This window comes from Capnocytophaga gingivalis ATCC 33624, from assembly GCF_000174755.1.
In the GTDB taxonomy this organism is placed as follows: domain Bacteria; phylum Bacteroidota; class Bacteroidia; order Flavobacteriales; family Flavobacteriaceae; genus Capnocytophaga; species Capnocytophaga gingivalis.
Genome location: NZ_ACLQ01000035.1, coordinates 52,280 through 72,968, shown reverse-complemented (window position 1 = coordinate 72,968; position 20,689 = coordinate 52,280). Strand labels below are relative to the sequence as shown.

The 20,689-nt window shown below is 41.5% G+C and carries 11 protein-coding genes; 5 read left to right on the top strand and 6 right to left on the bottom strand.

Annotation, left to right across the window (positions count from 1 at the left end; all coding sequences use genetic code 11):
* Nucleotides 1-9: 9 nt before the first annotated feature.
* Together CAPGI0001_RS12645 and CAPGI0001_RS11670 are read right to left on the bottom strand one after the other, a co-directional pair.
* Nucleotides 10-1,188 (bottom strand): leucine-rich repeat domain-containing protein, encoded by a 1,179-nt coding sequence (locus tag CAPGI0001_RS12645; protein ID WP_002670681.1) that lies wholly within the window; start codon nt 1,186-1,188, stop codon nt 10-12.
* A 7-nt stretch (nt 1,189-1,195) separates the two neighbouring features.
* Nucleotides 1,196-2,365, bottom strand: a complete 1,170-nt coding sequence (locus CAPGI0001_RS11670; RefSeq protein WP_111986515.1) for a leucine-rich repeat domain-containing protein — start codon at nt 2,363-2,365, stop codon at nt 1,196-1,198.
* Nucleotides 2,366-2,785: 420 nt separating this feature from the next.
* Between CAPGI0001_RS11670 and CAPGI0001_RS11665 the strand changes: the two genes are divergently transcribed.
* The 5 genes from CAPGI0001_RS11665 to CAPGI0001_RS11645 all read left to right on the top strand — a co-directional run bounded on the left by CAPGI0001_RS11665 (nt 2,786) and on the right by CAPGI0001_RS11645 (nt 10,571).
* Nucleotides 2,786-5,821, top strand: coding sequence for a thrombospondin type 3 repeat-containing protein (locus CAPGI0001_RS11665; RefSeq protein ID WP_002670432.1), 3,036 nt, complete (start codon nt 2,786-2,788; stop codon nt 5,819-5,821).
* A 3-nt stretch (nt 5,822-5,824) separates the two neighbouring features.
* The gene (locus CAPGI0001_RS11660) at nt 5,825-6,721 is read left to right on the top strand and encodes a PorP/SprF family type IX secretion system membrane protein (RefSeq protein ID WP_002670698.1); all 897 of its coding nucleotides are present in this window, start codon (nt 5,825-5,827) and stop codon (nt 6,719-6,721) included.
* An 82-nt stretch (nt 6,722-6,803) separates the two neighbouring features.
* Entirely contained in the window at nt 6,804-8,261 is a 1,458-nt protein-coding gene (locus CAPGI0001_RS11655) for an MFS transporter (protein WP_002670502.1), read from the top strand.
* 90 nt (nt 8,262-8,351) lie between these two features.
* On the top strand, nt 8,352-9,806 hold the full coding sequence (locus CAPGI0001_RS11650; RefSeq protein ID WP_002670571.1) for an MFS transporter: 1,455 nt from the start codon (nt 8,352-8,354) through the stop codon (nt 9,804-9,806).
* Between the two features lie 33 nt (nt 9,807-9,839).
* Complete coding sequence (locus CAPGI0001_RS11645) at nt 9,840-10,571, top strand: lysophospholipid acyltransferase family protein (protein ID WP_002670556.1); 732 nt, start codon at nt 9,840-9,842, stop codon at nt 10,569-10,571.
* Here the strand turns inward: CAPGI0001_RS11645 and CAPGI0001_RS11640 are convergent.
* The 4 genes from CAPGI0001_RS11640 to CAPGI0001_RS11625 all read right to left on the bottom strand — a co-directional run bounded on the left by CAPGI0001_RS11640 (nt 10,568) and on the right by CAPGI0001_RS11625 (nt 19,632).
* A complete protein-coding gene (locus CAPGI0001_RS11640; RefSeq protein ID WP_002670747.1) occupies nt 10,568-11,923 on the bottom strand; it encodes an SWIM zinc finger family protein in 1,356 nt (451 codons plus the stop codon). The two genes, CAPGI0001_RS11645 and CAPGI0001_RS11640, sit on opposite strands and share 4 nt — an antisense overlap.
* Nucleotides 11,924-12,006: 83 nt before the next feature.
* Nucleotides 12,007-14,562, bottom strand: coding sequence for a DUF6493 family protein (locus CAPGI0001_RS11635; protein WP_002670512.1), 2,556 nt, complete (start codon nt 14,560-14,562; stop codon nt 12,007-12,009).
* Nucleotides 14,563-14,574: 12 nt separating this feature from the next.
* Entirely contained in the window at nt 14,575-17,157 is a 2,583-nt protein-coding gene (locus tag CAPGI0001_RS11630; RefSeq protein ID WP_002670385.1) for a DUF6493 family protein, read from the bottom strand.
* Between the two features lie 24 nt (nt 17,158-17,181).
* Nucleotides 17,182-19,632 (bottom strand): DUF6493 family protein, encoded by a 2,451-nt coding sequence (locus tag CAPGI0001_RS11625; RefSeq protein WP_002670752.1) that lies wholly within the window; start codon nt 19,630-19,632, stop codon nt 17,182-17,184.
* Between the last annotated feature and the right edge of the window lie 1,057 nt (nt 19,633-20,689).

Genomic DNA, 20,689 nt, shown 5'->3' with positions numbered 1-20,689 from the left:
AACTCCTTTTTATTGTTTGGGCATTTTGGAGATAGGTTTTATCTTTCCCCAATCGGGTTCCCATTCTGGGTCATTTTTGTAGAGGGTTACACTTTCATCAGGAACGTATATGTCCACAAGTTCTTCGAAATCAGCTAAGTGATAGTTAGGCCACTTAGGAATCTCTTTGGAGTGGAGTACAAGGGTATTTACATTATGGCAGTCTGAAAAAGCTCCTTCTCCTATGCGTTCTACACTTGCAGGAATCTCAAAATGAGTGAGTTCTGTACAATGGGCAAAAGCACTACTTCCGATTTCTTTAAGGCCTTCACGCAGTTTTATTTTCAGTAGTTTTTCATTGTTGGCAAAGGCATATCCACCTATCTTGCGTACGGAGGAAGGTAGGTTAATTTCTTCAAAACTTGCATCTGAGAGAGAAAAATCTCCTATGCTCTGTATTCCTTCATTAAGATTGATGACCCTAAGTCTAGGACATTGGTTGAATAGTCCTCGTACAATTTCCTTGATACTACCAGGAAGAGTGACCACTTCTAAGAAGGGCAGTGCGGAGAAAGCACTTTCTTCTATTTTGGTTACATTGTCAGAAATGATAATAGAAGTAAGACCATACGAAGGGGTAAAAGCTTCTTTGGCAATAGTAGTTACTTGATTGAGTTTCGAGTCAGTACGCATGTCAATGTGTATAGTACGTTGGTTTACCCAAGCAAGGAGGGTTTTGCCATCTTTGCTAAGCCTATAGTCAGGCCATTCGTCTTTGGGAGTATGAGGGGTTCTATCCCCCAATTCGTAAGGGTTGCCCCAACCTTGTTCACTTTTAGGACCATACATCTTAAGATTCTGTTTGTCAATGTATAAGTCACCTATTTTTCCTTGGTCAGCTGAGGGAGCACCTTGACCAGATACAAAAGTATTACCAGATAACTGCTTGTCATCAAGGAGCTTGATAGGATTTTTTCCCCAACCATTTTCTTCGGATTTGGGGCCATAGAGAAGTCCTGTGAGTTTATCAATATAATAATCACCTGCTTCTCCTTTGTCCAAGAGTGGAGTGCCGTCACCTATATAGATACGACTGGCTTTTTTTACCTTGAGCTGCTCTACTGTTTCCTTGTTACAACTGGTAGAGATAAAGGCGATAGTGAATAATCCCAAGGTAGATATAACAATTGATTTGATTAGATTTCCCATGGAATTATTATTTAATAGGATGAATAATATTTTTATAGTCAGAGAGTTGAGCTTTATAATCCTCTATGAACTGCTCAGGGACATAGATTTTTTCAAGAGTAGCGACTCCTTCGAAAGGACTTCCAGTACCCTGTCCGAGACCACTCTCAGGAACATTTCCTTTGAAAGTCACCTCTGTCACCCCAGAATCCTTGAAGATTCCAGCACCTAAGCCTTTCAAAGAAGCTGGAAATACCACCTTTCGTAGGGTTTTACAACCTTGAAAAGCATTGGTATAGATATTCTCTATACCTTCTTTGAGGACAACTTCTTCTAAGGCTTCACATTTTTCAAAAGCAGCCCCATGTATATTTTTACAAGTAGAAGGAACTACTACTTTTTTAAGTTTTACACAGCTGACAAAGGCTTGCTGGCCTAAGACCTCCAATCCTTCAGGGAGCTCCATGGTTTCCAAGTATAAGCAATACTGAAAGGCAGTTTCCTCTATGGTAGTTAGTTTGCGATTGAATACAAATTCTTCCAAATAAAAACAGTTCTTAAAAGCAGAGGCTCCTATGATTCCCACTTGGTCGCCGAGAACAAATTTCTGTAAAGCACGTTGCTCAGAAACAGCTCCAATTTCGAGCTTTTCTACTTGGTTTAGCTTGGCATCCTTACGCATATCAATAACTTGAGTTTTAGGGTTCGTCCAAGCAAGCAGGGTTTTCCCTTCATCTCCTAAGCGGTAATTAGGTAAGGAAGCATCGTTATCCTGATTGGAACCATTGTTAGGGTTTCCTCCCAGTACGATACCATTTCCCCATTGGTTTTTAGTCTTGGGGCCATAGAGTTTTTTAGTCTCTTTATCAAGATACCAATCCCCCTCGTTTCCATCAGTATTCTTAGGCATTCCAGTGCCGGAGAGGATACGTGCTTTGCTACTGATATCTTTTCCAAAGCGAACAGGAGCACCCCAACCTCCCTCTTCGGCAGATTTTTTGGGACCATAGAACTCTGCTGTTTTTTCATTAATGTAATAATCCCCAACTTTTCCCACACTATCTACAGGAGGCGTTTCCCCCCTTAGGATAGCAGATCCAGCTTGTTCTACCTCACGCTCTTCGGTAGTTTGTTTAGTACATTGCACTGTAGTAGTGAGACTTAGGAGCATCACTGAGCAGATGATTATTTTTCTCATTTTTGTGTAAATTATAGATTGTAAAAATTAATTCTTATTTTATATGAACTTAAGATAAGGCTCATGTATGATAATCTTCAGAAATGTAGAAATAAACTAAGATTAATTATAAATAACATCTTTGGCTGCAAATTTACGTTTAATTCTTTTTTAATCCAAATTATGATAGACTATTTTTAAGATGTGAATTAAAAAAAATAGCTAAAAAAATCTAAATACATAGTGATATTTACTAATGTATTTTTGATTAAATGTTAAATTTTTTAAATTAATACATTCATTTGTAGGGTATTAAAGAAGAAATCTTAGCAAGGATATAAAATTTATCTAAAAATCTCAGTAAAAAGTAGTAACTTTGCAACGCTTATAAAAACAAATAAATAATCTAAATAAAAATACTTTTATCTAAAACAAATCTTCATGTTCACAATCAAATTACGTTCTTTGGTGTTGTTATTACTTTTATTCTCATGGCCAAAACTCTACGCACAATCTTATTGGAAAGAGAATAATACACAACGATCTACAGCACAGGAAAAAACTTACACTTATTACACTCTTGAAAGAAAGGCTTTTGAAAAAGCTTTGCACAACACAAGTGCACGTTCGTCCCAAGACTATACCTATATAGATATACCGGATGGTACTTCCGTAAAAACCTATAAGGTACGCAGGACAGCAGTACTTTCTCCTGAGTTGGCACAGAGATATCCTCAGATAGAGACCTATTCGGGTTATGCTCTTGATAATTCAGATCAATTAGTTAGCTTCACTTGGTCTCCAGCGGGGTTGTCGGCTATATTTCAACAGGATTTTAGTTATACTTTTGTACAACCTACCGATAAGAGAGGGAAAAATCATAAGGTGTATCAAAGAAGTGATGTCTTAGAGAGTGTACATTTTGATTGTACTACTCAAGGTGCCGCTAAGAAAACACCCACTTCTTCTGCTACACAACGTAATAGCTATGAGAGCGAACATACATTACGGACAATACGTATTGCGGTGGCTGCTACCAGCAGTTTTACACAATACTTCGGAGGGAAAATTCAGACGCTTGCTCAGATCGCCTCAACCATTCAGCGAGCTAACCAAGTATATCGTTCCCAGATGTCTGTACAGTTCCAATTGGTCAGTGGTGAGGAGACACTTATCGAACATAGAAGGGATGATAATCTCTCAAACTATATCAATCAAAATTGGACAGGTTCTCAGTTACAGAAATTCTTGGATGATAGGGTCGGGACGGCTAATTATGATGTAGGGCACTTGTTCCACAATACCACCAATCCCAATGGGAATGCAGGGTGCATAGGCTGTGTGTGTGATGATAACAGCAAGGGAAAGGCTTTTTCAGCAGGAAATTTAGGATCGATGGATATAGATCGCTTTGATATTGATTTCTTCTGCCATGAGTTGGGTCACCAAATGGGAGCAAACCATACACACAATCTACAGAATGAAGGTTATGGAGTACAGGTAGAACCAGGTAGTGGCTCTACAATCATGGGATATGCAGGGATTACAGGTAATAATGATGTACAATCTCGTACAGATCCTTATTTTAATCATATCAGTGTCCGACAAATAGTGGATTATATCAAAAAGCAAAGTTGTCCTACCACTGAGAATGTAAGTAATACTCCCCCTCAGATAGCGGATTTGCCTAATTATACTATTCCTAAAGGGACTGCCTATGTACTTGATGGTACAGCAACAGATCCTGATGGGGATAAGCTCTATTACACTTGGGAGCAAGCAGATAATTTGGGTTCTATTACCTATGATCGCTTCTCTCCTAATATTCCTCGTGGGCCTATGGCACGTTCACTTCCTCCCACTGAGTCCACACAGCGCTATATCCCTCGTATGTCACGTATCTTACAAGGGACCTTGACCGAAAGAAACCCTACCCGAAGAAGTGCTTGGGAGACAGTCTCCAATGTGAAGAGAAAACTTACATGGGCTTTTGTAGTGATGGATAAGAAGGTAGGAGCACGTAATGATAGAGAGCATGATCGGGTAACAGGGAATACCAGTTATGCCCTGATGGAGATCAATGTAGCCTCCGATGCAGGACCTTTTAAGGTTACCTCGGATAAGAATAGGGCATATTGGTTTGTCAATAAGCCTCATACCATCACTTGGGATGTGGCTGATACAGACAAAGGAAGTGTCAATACCCAGAAGGTCAGTATCTATTTCTCTTTGGATGAAGGAGCAACTTTTCCTATCGTATTGGCTCGGAACATTCCGAATAATGGTAGCTATACCTTTACAGTTCCTACTTCTTTGGCCACTACTCAAGGAAGGTTTATGATCAGGGCTGAGGAGAATATTTTCTTGGCGGTGAACCTTGCGCCAATCACAGTACGTGAAGATGGAGATATGGATGGTGATGGAATCTTGGATAGCCAAGATAATTGTGTAGAAACACCCAATGCTGATCAGAAGGACACCGATCTAGATGGTATAGGGGATGTATGTGATGATGATCTGGACGGAGATGGGGTACTCAATACATACGATAATTGTCCCAATACGCCCAATGCTGACCAGAAAGATACTGATGGAGATGGTATAGGGGATGTGTGTGATGAGGATATAGATGGGGATGGTGTCCCCAATGGTAGGGATAACTGCCCCTACAAACCCAATCCTGACCAAAAAGATTCTGATGGAGATGGAAAAGGTGATATATGTAGTGGAGATAGGGATAATGATAAGGTCTTGGATGAGGTAGATAATTGTCCTGATACCCCTAATCCAGACCAAGTAGATACCGATGGGGATGGCATAGGCGATGCTTGTGATGAGGATATAGATGGAGATGGAGTACTCAATGCCCAAGATAACTGTCCTAAGACCTCAAACCCTGACCAGACAGATACTGACGGAGATGGAGTAGGGGATGTATGTGATGAGGATATGGATAATGATGGTATCCCTAACTCTCGGGATAATTGTCCTTATGTAGCCAACCCTGATCAAGTAGATACTGATGGGGATGGCATAGGTGATGTGTGTGATGACGATATAGATGGGGATGGAGTCCCTAATGAGAAAGACAATTGTCCAGCGAAGGCAAATCCTGACCAAAAAGATACTGATAAGGATGGAGTAGGGGACGTATGTGATACCGATGCTGATGGAGATGGAATAGCTGATGAGGAGGATAACGAATTTGATATAGTACTGATTCCTAATGCATTTACTCCTAATGGTGATGGAATCAATGATAGTTTCTACATACAGCGAATAAGCTTGTACCCACAGAATACCTTACAAATATTCACACGTCAGGGACAGCTTATCTATCAGGCAAATGGATATAAAAACCAATGGCAGGGAATAGGTACCGATGGTATGAAAGTACCTCAAGGGTTCTATTACTATATACTTACTCTTAAAAAAGCGAAAGAAACCAAAGAAGGATGGTTGTATATTAATTACTAACAAATGAAAAAAGCACAAAAAATCTTATTATTTCTGACAGTAACCCTTTTGGGGGAAGTTCTCAATGCACAATCTACAGATTTTATCTTCTATGATCAGCTCAAGAATATAAATAATCCTGCTGCTGTAGGAGAAGAAAAAGGACATACAATTTCACTGAACTTGCGTAGCCAATGGATGCAATCCTTGAATGCAGATGCCCCTCAGGTACAGACACTCAATACCACTCACCGTATTACCAATCGTATAGGCTTAGCTGGTTCGGTGGTCAGTGATAAGGTGTTTCTACAGAGGCAAACCGCTTTTTTTGCTGATTTTTCTTATTCCTTACCTCTTACAGAAAGTTCTACTATTTATTTAGGGCTTAAGGCTGGAGGAAATTTATATTACCTTGATGGAACACGATTTAAAACCTATAACAAGGAGTATGACCCTTATCTACAAGGGATTTCAGGAAAATTCCAGCCCAATGTAGGGGTAGGTGTTTATTATACAAGACCGCAGTTCTATATAGGAGTTTCAGCTCCCAACCTGCTCGCTTCGGATAAAACAAAGCTTGTAGAGGATAGGGTAACCACAGTCTCTGAAAGAATGCTTCTCTATAGTACTGGGGGGTATTACTTCCCTCTTACAGACGACTTTACAGTGAAGCCTTCTTATCTATTCTATGTTTCCAAAGGGAGTCAATATCAGCTGAGTGCTACAGCTTCTGTTATTTATAGGGGTTTCTTGGAGGCAGGGGCTACCTATAGAACCACTCAAGCGGCCAATGGATATATATTGTTTAATATTCCTAAGTTCTATCTCTCAGTAGGTTATGGATTCGAAAGTACGCTACAGCCCAAGGCCTCAGCAAGCATACGCAATATCCATGAGTTGATGGTAAAGTTCAATTGGTGAGGTATAAAATAAATTTTTAACAAATAATTTGCTTTTAAATAAGAGAAAAAACGTAGTTTTGTCTTTTTTTAAAACATAAAAAATGCAGGAGAACAAACCGTCCTTTTCTCAGACAATTAAGTCTTTCTCGCCTACTTTTTGGGTTGCCAATTTTCTCCAAATCATGGAACGTGGTGCTTGGTTTGGTATTTTTTCTGTTTTAGGTCTTTATTTAGTGGCTTCCACAGATGAGGGAGGATTAGGGCTCAGTCATGTAGAAAAAGGAAATATATTAGCCAATGTAACAGCTATACAATTCTTTCTTCCTCTTTTCTTTGGGGTGATTGCGGATCGTATAGGCTATAAGATTTCTCTTATTATTGCTTTTGTAATCATAGGTGTGGGATATTACCTGATGGGAACCGTAAGTAGCTATTGGGCAGTATATTTGGCTTTCCTTTTTGCGGCTATAGGAGGTAGCCTTTTCAAACCAGTAGCATCAGGGATTATTGCCCGTACTACTGATGAACAGACCAACACTATGGGCTTTGGGCTCTTCTATCTGATGGCTAATATAGGAGGATTCTTTGGTCCTTCCTTTTCCTCCTATTTGCGTACTACTATGGGATGGCGTATTATCTTCCTACAGGGAGCCATCATTATTTTTATCAACCTTCTGGTTGTATTGTTTTTCTACAAAGAGAAAAAAATAAACAGAGAGTATAATGTGCCTATTCTTCAGGAGATAAAGGGTTCTTTTGGCAATATCATAGAAGCGCTTAGGGATAAGAAATTGTCTATACTTCTGTTCCTTATGGTGGGATATTGGATGGTGTATAATCAGCTTTTTTATACCCTGCCCAACTTCATAGAGGACTGGGTGGATTCTGCCCCAGAGAGTGCTTGGATCAATAAGTATATTCCCTTCTTAGGAACTACTCTTACTGAGAAAGGACAGATCAAAGCAGAGTGGTATGGGAATATCGATTGTGTGATGATTATTCTTTTTCAGGTATCGATCTCCTATATGGTGATGCGTATTAGGCAAATCAGTGCCCTGATTCGCGGAACACTGATCGCTACTTTGGGAGTAGTGCTTACTTTTGTTTTTAACAATGTATGGTTTACCATCATAGGTACGGTGATTTTTGCCATAGGGGAGATGATTGCAGGGCCTACTCTCTATGCCTATGTCGCTCAGATAACTCCTAAAGGGAAAGAGGCTCTTTACCAAGGGACTCTGTTCCTGCCGGTGGCAGTGGCGAATTATCTTACAGGCTTTGTTACTGGTGATCTGTATCAAAAGTGGTCGGATAAGTATTCCTTGCTCAAAGTGGAACTTCTTCAGCGTCAGCTCTCTCTACCAGAGGGCTTAAGCAAAAAACAGTTCTTTGAGCAAGCTGAGCAACAACTACACATGTCCCCCGCTGAGCTTACTGAGTTTCTTTGGAATACTTACCAACCTAATAAGCTGTGGTTTCTTGTTTTAGCGATGGGGGCTTTCACTATAATCTCTGTTTATATCTATAATAAAATGATGATAAAGACTAAAGAGAGATGAGGCTATTGATTGCCCACACGACTGTACTTGACAATGGTTTGTTTTTTGGCATTATTTTTGTACTTTTGCGCCCATAACAAATACTAACGAATGTCAGAAACAAAGAAAACCTATACACAGACTCTAAAATCGTTCTCATCTACTTTTTGGATAGGGAATTTCCTACAACTAACTGAGCGATGGGCGTATTTTAGTATCTTTTCACTATTAGCCCTTTACTTGGTAGCTGGTACCGATGAGGGAGGCTTGGGGCTTACTCATACCCAAAAAGGAAATATTATGGCACAAATCACCGCCATTTTATTTCTTTTGCCGCTGTTCTTTGGAGTGATTGCCGATAGGATTGGTTATAAGCTTTCCTTGCTAATCTCTTGTCTCATTATGGGAGTAGGCTACTACCTAATGGGTACAGCTGTCTCCTACTGGGATATTTATCTTGCATTCCTCTTAGCGGCGGTGGGATGTAGCTTCTTCCGCCCTGTAGTGCAGGGGATTATCGCACGCCATACCACTGAAGAGAATAGTACCTTAGGTTTTGGTTTTTTCTATATGGTGGGTAATATAGGAGGACTATTGGGACCAGCTATGTCGTCCTACCTACGTACTACTATGGGTTGGAAGGTGATTTTTGTACAAGCTATGGTAGTGATTGTCTTTAATCTCTTGGTAGTTGTTTTTTTCTATAAGGAGCCTAAAGCCGAAAGAAAGTATAATATACCCTTACTAACTGAGATAAAAGGATCTGTACAAAACATAGTAGGTGCTCTTAAGGATAAAAAACTAACCATATTATTACTTCTTATGGTTGGTTTTTGGACAGTTTTTAATCAATTGTTTTACACTTTACCCAATTTTATAGAAGATTGGGTGGATTCTTCTCAGCAAAGTGACTGGATCAATCGTAATATTCCTTTCTTTGGAAGTACTTTTACTGAACATGGACAGATAAAAGCCGAGTGGTTTGGCAATATAGATTGTGTGATGATTATCCTAACTCAGATGGTAATTTCCTATTTTGTGATGAAAATGGATCAGGTTTCTGCTATGATTCGAGGGACTATAGTTATGACCATAGGAGTTACTCTTACTTTCATGTTCAAGGAAGTTATCTTCACTGTATTGGGAACGGCTATTTTTGCGATAGGGGAAATAGCAGTCGGTCCTACTATTTCAGCTTTTATTGCTAAAATCACTCCTAAAGGGAAAGAGGCTCTCTACCAAGGGACTTACTTCTTACCTATGGCCGTGGGGAGTTATCTCACAGGTTTTTTCTCAGGGGACTTATATGATAAGTGGTCGGATAAGCATTCTTTGCTAAAAATGGAATTGGAGAAACGTGCTATTACCTTGCCAGAAAGCTTGAATAAGAAGCAATACTTTGAGTTAGCTCAAGAAAAATTGCATCTTTCTGCTACAGAACTTTCAGATCTGTTATGGAATACTTATCATCCTAATAAGTTTTGGTATATCATCTTCGGATTAGGGGTACTGACGGCCTTTTCTATTTTTCTTTTTAATCGCTACTTGAAAAAATCTGCTCATTAAGTGATTCCTTCAATATCTAATAGCTACTCCCTAATGCCTAAATACCTCTTCTGGTTACTTTGGAGAACTTGGTTTTATATATTGGTAGGTACTCTTATAGTGCTTTTATTGCCAGTATTGCTTCTGCTTACCACTCATAAAAAATGGTATCGCTCTCTCTATTGGGTAATGCGATACCTATGGGCTACGCCTATACTATATGCGATGGGCTTTCTCCCTAAAATAAAACGTGAATATACAGTGCCAAACGACCATCATAGTTATATGCTGGTAGCCAATCATTATAGTATGATGGATATTATGCTCATGCTCTATTGTAGCAAGAACCCCTTTGTATTTGTAGGGAAGAAGGAACTCTCCAAACTACCTCTCTTTGGCTATTTCTACAAGCGAGTGGCCATCATGGTAGATAGGAAAAGCCCTCAGAGTAGGAGGGAAGTCTATACCCAAGCAATGGAACGGATCGGGGAAGGGCTTAGTATCTGCATCTTCCCCGAAGGAGGTGTTCCTGATGATGAATCAATAGTCCTTGACAGCTTCAAAGACGGAGCCTTTCGTATCGCTATTGAGTGCCAAATACCCATCGTGCCTATGGTTTTCTATGATACCAAAAAGCGATTTCCTTTCCGCTTCTTCTCTGGCAGTATGGGCGTGATGAGGGTAGATGTATTACCTCCTGTCTATACACATGGCAAAACTCTTCAAGACAAAGATACCCTACGCGAAGAAGTACGCTCCCTTATTCTACAGCGTCTAATGGGTTAGTTATCTAACTGCTGACTTATCATCTTAGTCGCTAAGATATGTTTGCATAATCCTCGATTTGTTTGGTGATTGGTGTACCAATTGCAAGTACATTGTGCCTTCTCGCCATCAAGAATAACAGTATGGGTCACTCCCCCTGTTCCTTTTACATTGGCTTTTACATAATCACCGCGTTGCTCTACGATTTGTACTTCATTATTTTCAGTGAGTTTTTTGGCATTTTGCAATCGCGGGTTCAGACTTATCAATCGCTGGGGTTTGAATGGCAAACGGCGGTAGAAATAATTGCTGTCTGTTAGGTTGTATCCTAATAGTCCTATACTCGAGAGCGATGCTTGTAGGGTCGCCATTGTACCCATATTCACATCATTCTCAATAGCCACCATCGTAGGCGAAAATACTTCGTTGGTCTTGAAGAAATTGTTAATCCCCACAAGCCATTCCATAGGTACTTCTTCAATCATATTCTCCAAGTATTTTCCTTCACCCGAAAAACCTCGATATACATTGTCTGACAGCAAGAAAAGCATTTCTACTCCTTTGAAATGCAACACAAAAGCAACTGATTGCTCACTGCTACTGCGATATACGTAAAGACTATCGGCAAGCAGAAGTAAGCCTTGTAAGAGGTTGAGACGGTGTACTCCTCCTATTTTGATAGCCCCTGCTGTAGCGGTAGGTGCAAAAGTGTAACCTACGCCACGTTTTACCAAGTAATAATCGTTTTTTACAGCTTGTTTGGGCAGAGAACGGAAGAGCTGAATGGCTTCGGCTTTATTGAGGCGATATGCCAAATCCATTTCAGAAAGATATACCTGTACGTTGCCCAATCCTTTGATCCAGCGGTTGGGGAGCGTTACTTTTTTCTCTACAGATTTGTGCTTTTCAGTGATGAAATGTGTTTGCTTTTGGCCTATCCCAAGTATCATTTTCTCGGAAGCGGTTACCGCATTGAAAGCGCGCACGGTTACATCGTTGAAATCGATATTGGTACAACCGCTCTGCAAGAAATCGCCGTCCAACACATCGTTGCGCAAGCCTACACGGGCATAAACGCTATTACAGGACGAGAACCCCTCAAAAAGCAATTCACCATTTCCTACCGAGATAATGGGGTCACGCAATTTTGCAAGCACTCCAGGGGCGATAGCAAACTGAGAGGCTACGGTCTTCGCCAGTGTAGCAAGACACTTAGCCACCACAAAAGGTTGGGTGATATTTCCCCAAAAGAAACAAGGCACTGCATTGTCTTCTTTGAGTTCTGAACAGTGCGAAAAGATAAAATTCTTCTCGTGAGCATTCGCCTCTTCTATCACCGAGGCGAACGGATAAGCATATTCAAAGTCGTTCATTTTATTTATCAATTTATTAGGCAAAGATAAGGATAATTTGTTGATTAGCAAATATGGGAGCTCTGGGAGCTAACAAGTAATACCTAATCGCTAAAAGCAGCTAACTTTTTGTGATTCGTAGGTTTCTTCTCTAATTTTTCAGCTAAAGGCAAATAGGCTTCTACCACACTTTTTTGGAAAGCTTTTACTTTGGGGTCGCGGGTGGGGAGATCCAAAAACTCTACAAAGCGAGCGATAGGGGCGTATTTATGCGCTAAAAGCGTCCCGATGGCTTCGGCAAGGTAGGTAAGCGTTTCCCCTCTTTGGAGTGCTAAAAGGATATACTCGGTAGCAAGATCGCGCAAGGGTTTTCTTTCGGCTAAAAGACAAGTAGCAACCATCAGCCAACCACCGTGATAGATAGGCAAGTGGTGCTCAAGGAGCAGACTCATCACACGGGTAGCTTCGGTGAGGGATTCCCCTTCCACACCTTGGGCGTAGGTAAGCAAGTACTTGCACAGCCATCCATCTATATAGCGGGGGTTTAGACTGAGCCCATAGTCGATATCCTCATCTGTTGCCCTGCTCATTGGTGATACATTGTAATAATTGGCTCCGAGGTCATTGTAGAGAGAATAAGCACTATATTTTTTATCCCAATTGTCCTCCAAAATGATTTTATTCAGTTCTACACCCTTAATTTTGGTAGGTTTTACTTCATATTTCAGATAAAACGGATGCGCCAAGCCCTGTAAGTTGGTTTTCTGTGGGATTTCCAATTCAGGGAATACTCCATCGAGGTCTTTCAGGCGTAAAACTTGCCCCCAGAGTACTCGTGTAGCATCGGTTACAGCTATTTGTTTGTTTACCTCAAAGTAATATTGCAAGGCAGGAGCATAGTTGCCCGTAAGGGAACGAGCCAATTGCTTTTGTTCTTCGGTAACTTCCGTAGGAAGCAAGCGGTTGAGCCCCACGACAACATCTTCTAACATCGGGGATTTTTCAGTTTTTTCATATTGTGCGATACGTTCTAAAAAGGTAAGCGGGTCTATATAAAACGGAGCGTGAGTGGGGGTGCTGACAAAGGGCAATGAGTTGCCTTGCTTGAGCTTTAGGAGCAGTCGCTTGGTTTTCTCTCGGAGGAATGGCGTAGGATTATAGAGCTTCCCGCCAAAAATATCATCGGAGAGTGAGGCTTTGCCCTCCCAAACATCAATCACCCAGCGCATACACTTTCGGTAGGTGGTAAATTCAAAAGGCTGTTCGCCCAACTGCTTTTGGTACGGACTTATTTGCCGAGAGAAGTCAGCAGGAATTTGCGCTTGTAACTGGTTCAAGCCCTCAAAGAAAAGGTCTAAAGCAAGAGGCGAACGCTCACGGATACAGTCGCCAATAAGGAAGAGCAGGTCGTCCCAAGTATGAGGAGTGCGAGCGGCAGGAGCAATTTTTGGGGTGCGAGCCGCACAGGCAGTTTCAGAGGTTTCTGATGAGTTGGGTGAGGGTAAGGATTGGAGAAGCTCTTGTGCCTTCCCTTTTAGGTAATCCTGATACGGTGCTACTACCTCTGCTAATCCCTCTCCTCCAAAATAAGTGGTTAGCAAGCTGGCAACTTTTTCTTGGAGTTTTACGTCGGGGACGGTGAAGAGTACCGCTAATTGTTCGCGGGATTCTATATGGGTAGGAGGTTGTTTTTTGTAATGCTTTGCTAAAATATCCAAACCTATGAGTTGTGATTTGGCTATCTTTTGGGTAGCAAAACACAGGGCAAAGTTGTCGGCAAAAGATTGGAAGTCAAATCCTTTTTCGCTGGCTATCTCTTTGATGAGCTTCATCACAAAGTTCACCACCGATGTTTTGTCGCTACTGAGCAGGGCAAAAAGGGTGCTTTGATGAGATAAAAGCTCTTGACGGGTAGGCTCGAATGTTTCAATAATACGGCAAAAGAAGTCAAGGATATTCTTTTTGTAAGGATTTAGGAGTGCCTCTATATGACTGCCAACGATACTACGGTCTGCGAAATATCCTTTAGCTTGCAGAATACTGTACAACTCTTTCCAAGCCTCAGAAGGATAGGGTACCTCTTGGGTGATATGTTGGGGGACTATGGCAAAAATCTTTTCGCTGATTTGCTTGTTTTCCAATAGAAAATCGACAAAAGGTTCATCGGTGATATGCTTATTGTTCCAAAAGAAGAATTTTTCTATAAATAGGTCTTCATCAAAGGCAATGAATCCCTTTTGGTACAAAGTCCAAAGGTTCTGAAAGGTAGTATCTTGTAGAAAGTGATTTTTTCTTAGAGACTGTAGTGTGGTGATGAGGTATTGCCCTTCTTGGGTTGTGAGCAAATCCAATAGGTGCGGAAAATAAAACTGCAAGAACTCAGCTACAATATCTTTATCAGAGCTATAACATCCTTTTACGGCTTTCTTGAGGGACTCACTACTGCGGGATACACATAAAAATATATAAGAAAAGCATACTATATCAAGGCTTTGTAATCGTGGTGCACGCTTATCGGTGTTGTGATATAGTTGTTCCCAGCGGGCTGTTTGCAAGGTATGTATAAGGTCATTGCGTTCTTCCTCTGAAAGCGCAAAGCAAATATTGCGAATGGCGGTAAAATCGTGTGCCTTAATGGCGGAAAGTAAGTTTTCTTTCATAGCGAAAAGTGACTAATTAATAAAAGTTGCTAATTTCTTATGGTTTGTAGGTTTCTTATCAAGTTTTTCAGCCAAAGGCAAATAGGCTTCTACTACGCTTTTTTGGAAAGCCTTTATTTTAGGGTCGCGGGTAGGGATATCCAAAAACTCCACAAAGCGGGCTATGGGGGCGTATTGTTCGGCTAATAGCTTGCCGATATATTGCGCTAAGAGGTTGAGATTTGTACCACTTTCCAAGCATTCTAAGATATAAGCGGCTGCCATATCGCGGGTGGGCTTTTTCTCAAAGAGCAAGGCGGCGGCTACAAACAGCCAACCACTGTGATAGATAGGCAAATGGTTCTCAAGCAACACTTGCATAGACGTTTGCATATACTCTATATCATACGACTCATTGCCCTTGGCGTAAGAGGCTATATAACGGAGGATTTGCGCCTCTGGATAGTGTGGGTTTAGACTGCATTGGTACAATATATCCGTGCTCCAGCCTTTGCGACTGTTGCCCGCATTGTAATACAATACAGGGTATTCCGTAGGTTTCTTACGTGCATCAAAATTGTTGTTCCAATTGTCGTGAATGCTCAAGTAATGGAAAGTAACTGTACTTTGCTTGCGGGTGAGTACCCCAAATCCAGTTTCAAAAGGCTTGACCACACACGGTATATCCTTAGCGGAAGTGTTACCAAACTCTACGAACTCACCATCGGGGTACTTGATACGAGTGATTTGCGTCCAAAGGGGCAAAAGTTCCTCGGTAGGTTGCACCTTATCCGTAAGCCCTATATAGTACTGAATGGTAGGAGCGTAGGCACCCTTGAGTTGTTGGGCTTTTTCTTTGGCTACTGCCGAAATATCTTTAAAGAGCAGTCGGTTGCAAGCCACTACCAAGTCGTGGAGGTCGGGATTTTCGCCTTGTCTCTCGTATTGTAAGAGTCTATCCATCAGTACCTCTACCTCTATATAGAACGGGGCGTGTGTAGGGGTGGAAAGGAAAGGGAGTCTGTTTTTCTTCTTGCGATTCTTCAACAGGTGCTGGGCTTTATGATATAGATAGGGGAGGGTGGTGAGGAAAAATGTTTCATCTTCCTCAATTAGCTTCTTTTTATCACCCGTCCAACGCTGTAAAAACCAACGCAAGATAGGCACTGAGGCAATGCCGTTCCAGTGTCTTTCTAACTGCTTAAGATAGGGTGCTAACTGCTCCTTAAAGTCAGTAGGGAAGTCATCTTGCAATTGGTTAAAGCCCTCAAAGAAAAGGTCGATAGTCTGGGGCGTACGCTCGCGGAGACAGTCGCCCAATAAGAATAATAGAGCTTCGGGGGTGGTGGGTGTTTCAAGTTCCGTCACATAGCCTACTCTCACAGATTTTTCCGAAGGAGAACAATCGGTAAGTTGACAGGAAAGATTATCGTTCTGAATAGGCGTAGGACTTAGGGTAGAAAAAAGCTCTAGGGCTTTACCTTTTAGGTAATCCTGATAGGGTACTACTACTTCTACTAATCCTTCTCCTCCAAAATAAGTCTTTAATAAGCTTGCAGCCTTCTCTTGGAGTTTGGCATCGGGCACAGTAAAAAGTACCGCTAATTGCTCGCGATAGTCGGGATTGGTAGGGGCTTGCTTTTTATAGTACTTTTCTAAAATATGTAAACCTATGAGTTGGGATTTGGCTATTTTTTGGGTAGCAAAACAAAGCGTAAAGTTATTGGCAAAAGATTGAAAGTCAAAGTCTTTTTCATTAGTAATTCGCTGTATATGCTTGAGGGCAAAGTTGATAAGGTTAGTGTTGCCTGTACTGAGCAAGGCAAAGAGGGTTTGCTGGCAGGCGAGGAGTTCCTCTGTAGTAGGCTCTAAGAACTCAATCCAACGGCAATGCCAATTGAGGTGAGGTTTTTTCCAAGGGTTGAGCAGGCTCTCCAAAAGTTCGGGGATGTACTTTCTATCGAACACATAGCCTTGTCTTTGCAGATGTACAAAGAAGTCCTCCCACGGTTTGGCATCGTGGAACATTTGGTTTTCATAAAGGTGCAAACGCCTAAAAATCTTGTCGTGGAACTCTTGGTCATGTAGTACTAAATCGGTATAACGGACTTTTTTATCATCATAGAGATAGGTTGCAGTGATATTTTTGGTAAAAAGTGCCTCGTCAAAAGGAATTTCTCCCGCCTTGTAGAGCGCCCAATAGGTTTCAAAAGAGATGAACTCTTTTTCATAGGGCTTTAGTGCACGGTAAAAGTCTAAGATAAAGCGATATTTTTCCTCTCGGAGGATTTTGGGGAGAATGTGTAGCGCTTTTGAGTCGCTAAAAAAGCGGGAACTTGCTACATAATAACCACATATTTCGTGAATGCTGAGCGCTTGGTATTCTTCCACACTTCGGGTAAGGAGAAATAGTGCTATAATAAACTCGTAATCGGAATTGTTAGGCGGTTGCAATTCAAACATACCTTTATCCCCAAAAGATTCTTTTAGTCCCCATTTAGACTGTTGGAATTCCTCTAAAAGGGCAAGGCGCTCGTTATCTGCTAAGTTACTGCAGAAGGAAAAGAGAGTATCTAAATCGTGGGTAGTAATCAGTTTTTTTAAGTGTTCAAACATAAGGGCAATTTGTTAATTAGTAAATTAGCTAATTAGCCAATTGGCTAATTTTTTATGATTCGTAGGTTTCTTTTCTTGCTTTTCAGCCAAAGGCAAATAAGCTTCTACTACTGCTTTTTGGAAAGCCTTTATCTTAGGGTCGCGGGTGGGCATATCCAAGAACTCTACAAAGCGATTGATAGGGGTGAGTTTTTGGGCGAGGATATCGGCTATAAAGTGTTGCAAATAACTGAGGTCTTCGTCACGACTAATGGCGCGGAGGATATACTCTGCTGCGAGGTCACGGGTTTCCTTTTTGTCGTGAAGCAAAGCCATTCCTACAAAAATCCACCCACTGTGATGCACGGGCAGATCGTATTCCAAGAGTAGTTGGAGGGGCACCTGCAAGTTGCGATAAGTTTCAGCATCACTTACTCCTACCCAAGGTGGGGTGTATTTACCTAAGAGCACATCTACATATTGAGGGTTTAAGGAAATTGTATAACGTAAGGTATCTACATCAAATATCTGAAAAGCCCCAGCGTTGTAATAGTTATAAGGTAAACGATCTTCTTCTTTTTCAAAAGTCCCACGTTGATAGTCGTTATACGGACTATTAATATACTTCTTTTCCAAATAAAACCATTTGAGTTCAGAGTCAATTTCGTAACTTAGGAAGAAAGGTTTTACAGCCGAAAGATAGTCCTTGGCAGCGGTAACTTCAAATTCAGTAAACACTTTGTCAGGGTGTTTTAGGCGGGTGATTTGCGTCCATAATGGTAGGAGCTCCTCTGTAGGGGTTACCACATCGGAAAGTCCGAAGAGGTAGCCCAAGGCAGACGCGTATTGTCCTGAAAGTGAGCGTACTTTTTCATGTGCTTTAGGGGTAATGGTACTCAATAACAATCGGTTGCAAGCCACTACCAAGTCATCCAAATCTACTTCTTTGCCTGCTGTTTGATAAGCGAGCAGTCGGTCGGCAAGGGTCTCAGCATCTATATAGAAAGGCGCGTGTGTAGGGGTGGAGAGGAAAGGCAGTTTGCTACCTGTTTTGAGTTTGTCAAGGGTTGCCTTTACCTTATAGAGTAGGTAAGGAATCTCATCACGCAAATACCAAACGTTGTGGAGCACACACGCTTGCTTGAAAGGTTCTTCTTCGTTGGTATTGAGGCGTCTTACTTGGGTATTCATTTTTTTCCAGTCCTCAGGAGACTCCAAAGGTCTGTTCTCCACCCAGCCCGCAAGGAGCAGTTGCAGGGCAGCCAACTGTACATTGGTATAATACATCCCATTGACTTGCGCAATATAAGGGGCGAGTTGCTCCTTAAAGTTTTCTGGCAATTGGTCTTGTAGCTGTACCAGTCCCTCGAAGAAAAGGTCGATAGTCGCAGCTGTACGCTCACGGAGGCAGTCGCCAAGGAGGAACAGGAGTTTTTCAGGGGTTAGGGGACAGGAAATAGGTGTCAGGGTACGGGCTGTTTTTTGGGGTTGGGAGGTGCAAGCCGCATAGGCATTTTGGGAGCTGTGGGAGTTCTCAGAATTTTCTGAATTTTCCGATGGACTTAGGGTTGCAAGGAGGTCTTGGGCTTTGCATTTTAGGTGATCGCTGTAAGGGGCGATGACCTCGGGGAGACCTTTGTGGTTAAAATAGGTGGTGAGGAGGTTGGCAACTTTTTCTTGGAGCTTCACGTCGGGGACAGTGAAGAGTACCGCCAATTGCTTGCGGTAGTCGGGATTAGTAGGAGCTTGCTTTTTGTAGTACTTTTCTAAGATATCCAAACCTATGAGCTGTGATTTAGCTATTTTTGGGGTAGCAAAACAAAGCGCAAAATTGTCGGCAAAGGCTTGGATATCAAAGGCTTTTTCGTCGGCTATTTGCTTGATGAGTTTCATCACAAAGTTGATTACCGAGGTCTTATCGCTACTGAGCAGGGCAAAAAGGGTCTGCTGAGAAGGAAGGAGTTCTTCTGTTGTGGGTTTGCAGCTCTCAATAATACAGCAATAGGTATTGGCTGTATAGGTCTTCATAGGACTGAGTAAGGCTTCCAAGAAGTTAGGTACTACTTGGGTACCTTTGAAAAATCCTTTTGCCCCGAAATCAAGTAATTTCTCATATTCTGTAACATAAATATGTCTTTTTTCAAGGAAATAGAAAGGTAGTTTCTCTCCTATTTCTTTAGCAATACGGGGTCTTTTAAGGATAAAGGACTCTATTTCTTTGTGTTTGCTCATTAGAAATAAAGCATCACATAGCTTTTCTATCAAAAAATCTTCCTCAAATGGGATAAAATCATTTTCATATAGTGACCATAGTACAAGGAAACCTAAATGTTTACAACTCTTCACATCTAACTGAGTGAGTTGTTCTAAGAAAAGCGGATTTTTTCCCTCTTTGAGTACTGAAATCAGCTCAGAAATATCACGGCTATATAATAAGTTTTGTAGTTCTTTGTCTAATGCCTCGAATTTGAGGGTTCTTGTGTTTTTCTTTGCCATAAAATAGTTCTATCAGTTATAATGAATAAGATATAAAGAGAAGTGATAACCATTAATAGAAGGATTAATCAACCAATTGCGCTAACTTTTTATGGTTTCTTGGCAACTTGTCCTGCTTCTTCACTTCTTCTAAATAGAGCTGTACTACTTCTTTGCCAAAGGCTTTTACGGCTGGTGGATTAGGGCGGTCAAGGAATTCTATAAAGCGCGGTATGGGCAGGTAGTCCCATGCGAGTACTTCAGCGAGATAGGTCTTTAGGTAGCTCAGGTCTTCCCCACGAGCAATTGCCTGACAAATATACTCATACGCCAAATCGCGTGAGGGGCGTTTTTCAAAGAGCAAACACGCGCCTATATACAGCCAACCGCTATGGCGCACCCTAATATCATAACGCAAAGCACTTCCAAAGGCACTGACATATTGCGAATTCAAACCCTTTCGGTTCCAACAATCGCGTGAGGGGCGTCTTTCAAAGAGCAAACACGCGCCTATATACAGCCAACCGCTATGGCGCACACGCAGGTCGTAGCGCAATACGGCTTCCAAAGGCAAAGACATATCGCGCACTTGGTCAGCCTCATTCATTGTTGCCCAGAGCGCTATGTGAGCACATAATATCGCATCAGGATAGTGGGGATTGAGGCTTAGTTTATATTCTGCCTCTTGAGCCGAAATGCATTTCCCTTCATTGGCATTGTAATAGTTGTAAAGGGTAGGACGGCTTTTATCTTTGCCGTATTTGTAATAATGATTGCAGTGATAGGTGAACTCTTCGCCTACTTCACCATTGGCATAAGTTCTTTTCTCCCAACCATAACGGATATAGAAAGGTTTTACCACGCTAAGGATATTCTTTGCCTGAGTAGTTTCAAATACTTTGAACTCCTCATCGGGGTGTTTTAGGCGGGTGATTTGCGTCCATAGCGTTAGAAGCGCTTCGTTTAATTGTATTTTATCAGTAAGACCTAAGTAATACTGAATAGCAGGAGCGTAGTCGCCTTTGAGTTGTTGGGCTTTTTCTTTGGCTGCTGCCGAAACCTCCTTAAACAGCAAGCG

Coding starts and splice junctions, on each gene's coding strand:
- CAPGI0001_RS12645 (WP_002670681.1), bottom strand. CDS start 1,188: ATGGGAAATCTAATCAAATCAATTGTTATATCTACCTTGGGATTATTC.
- CAPGI0001_RS11670 (WP_111986515.1), bottom strand. CDS start 2,365: ATGAGAAAAATAATCATCTGCTCAGTGATGCTCCTAAGTCTCACTACT.
- CAPGI0001_RS11665 (WP_002670432.1), top strand. CDS start 2,786: ATGTTCACAATCAAATTACGTTCTTTGGTGTTGTTATTACTTTTATTC.
- CAPGI0001_RS11660 (WP_002670698.1), top strand. CDS start 5,825: ATGAAAAAAGCACAAAAAATCTTATTATTTCTGACAGTAACCCTTTTG.
- CAPGI0001_RS11655 (WP_002670502.1), top strand. CDS start 6,804: ATGCAGGAGAACAAACCGTCCTTTTCTCAGACAATTAAGTCTTTCTCG.
- CAPGI0001_RS11650 (WP_002670571.1), top strand. CDS start 8,352: ATGTCAGAAACAAAGAAAACCTATACACAGACTCTAAAATCGTTCTCA.
- CAPGI0001_RS11645 (WP_002670556.1), top strand. CDS start 9,840: ATGCCTAAATACCTCTTCTGGTTACTTTGGAGAACTTGGTTTTATATA.
- CAPGI0001_RS11640 (WP_002670747.1), bottom strand. CDS start 11,923: ATGAACGACTTTGAATATGCTTATCCGTTCGCCTCGGTGATAGAAGAG.
- CAPGI0001_RS11635 (WP_002670512.1), bottom strand. CDS start 14,562: ATGAAAGAAAACTTACTTTCCGCCATTAAGGCACACGATTTTACCGCC.
- CAPGI0001_RS11630 (WP_002670385.1), bottom strand. CDS start 17,157: ATGTTTGAACACTTAAAAAAACTGATTACTACCCACGATTTAGATACT.
- CAPGI0001_RS11625 (WP_002670752.1), bottom strand. CDS start 19,632: ATGGCAAAGAAAAACACAAGAACCCTCAAATTCGAGGCATTAGACAAA.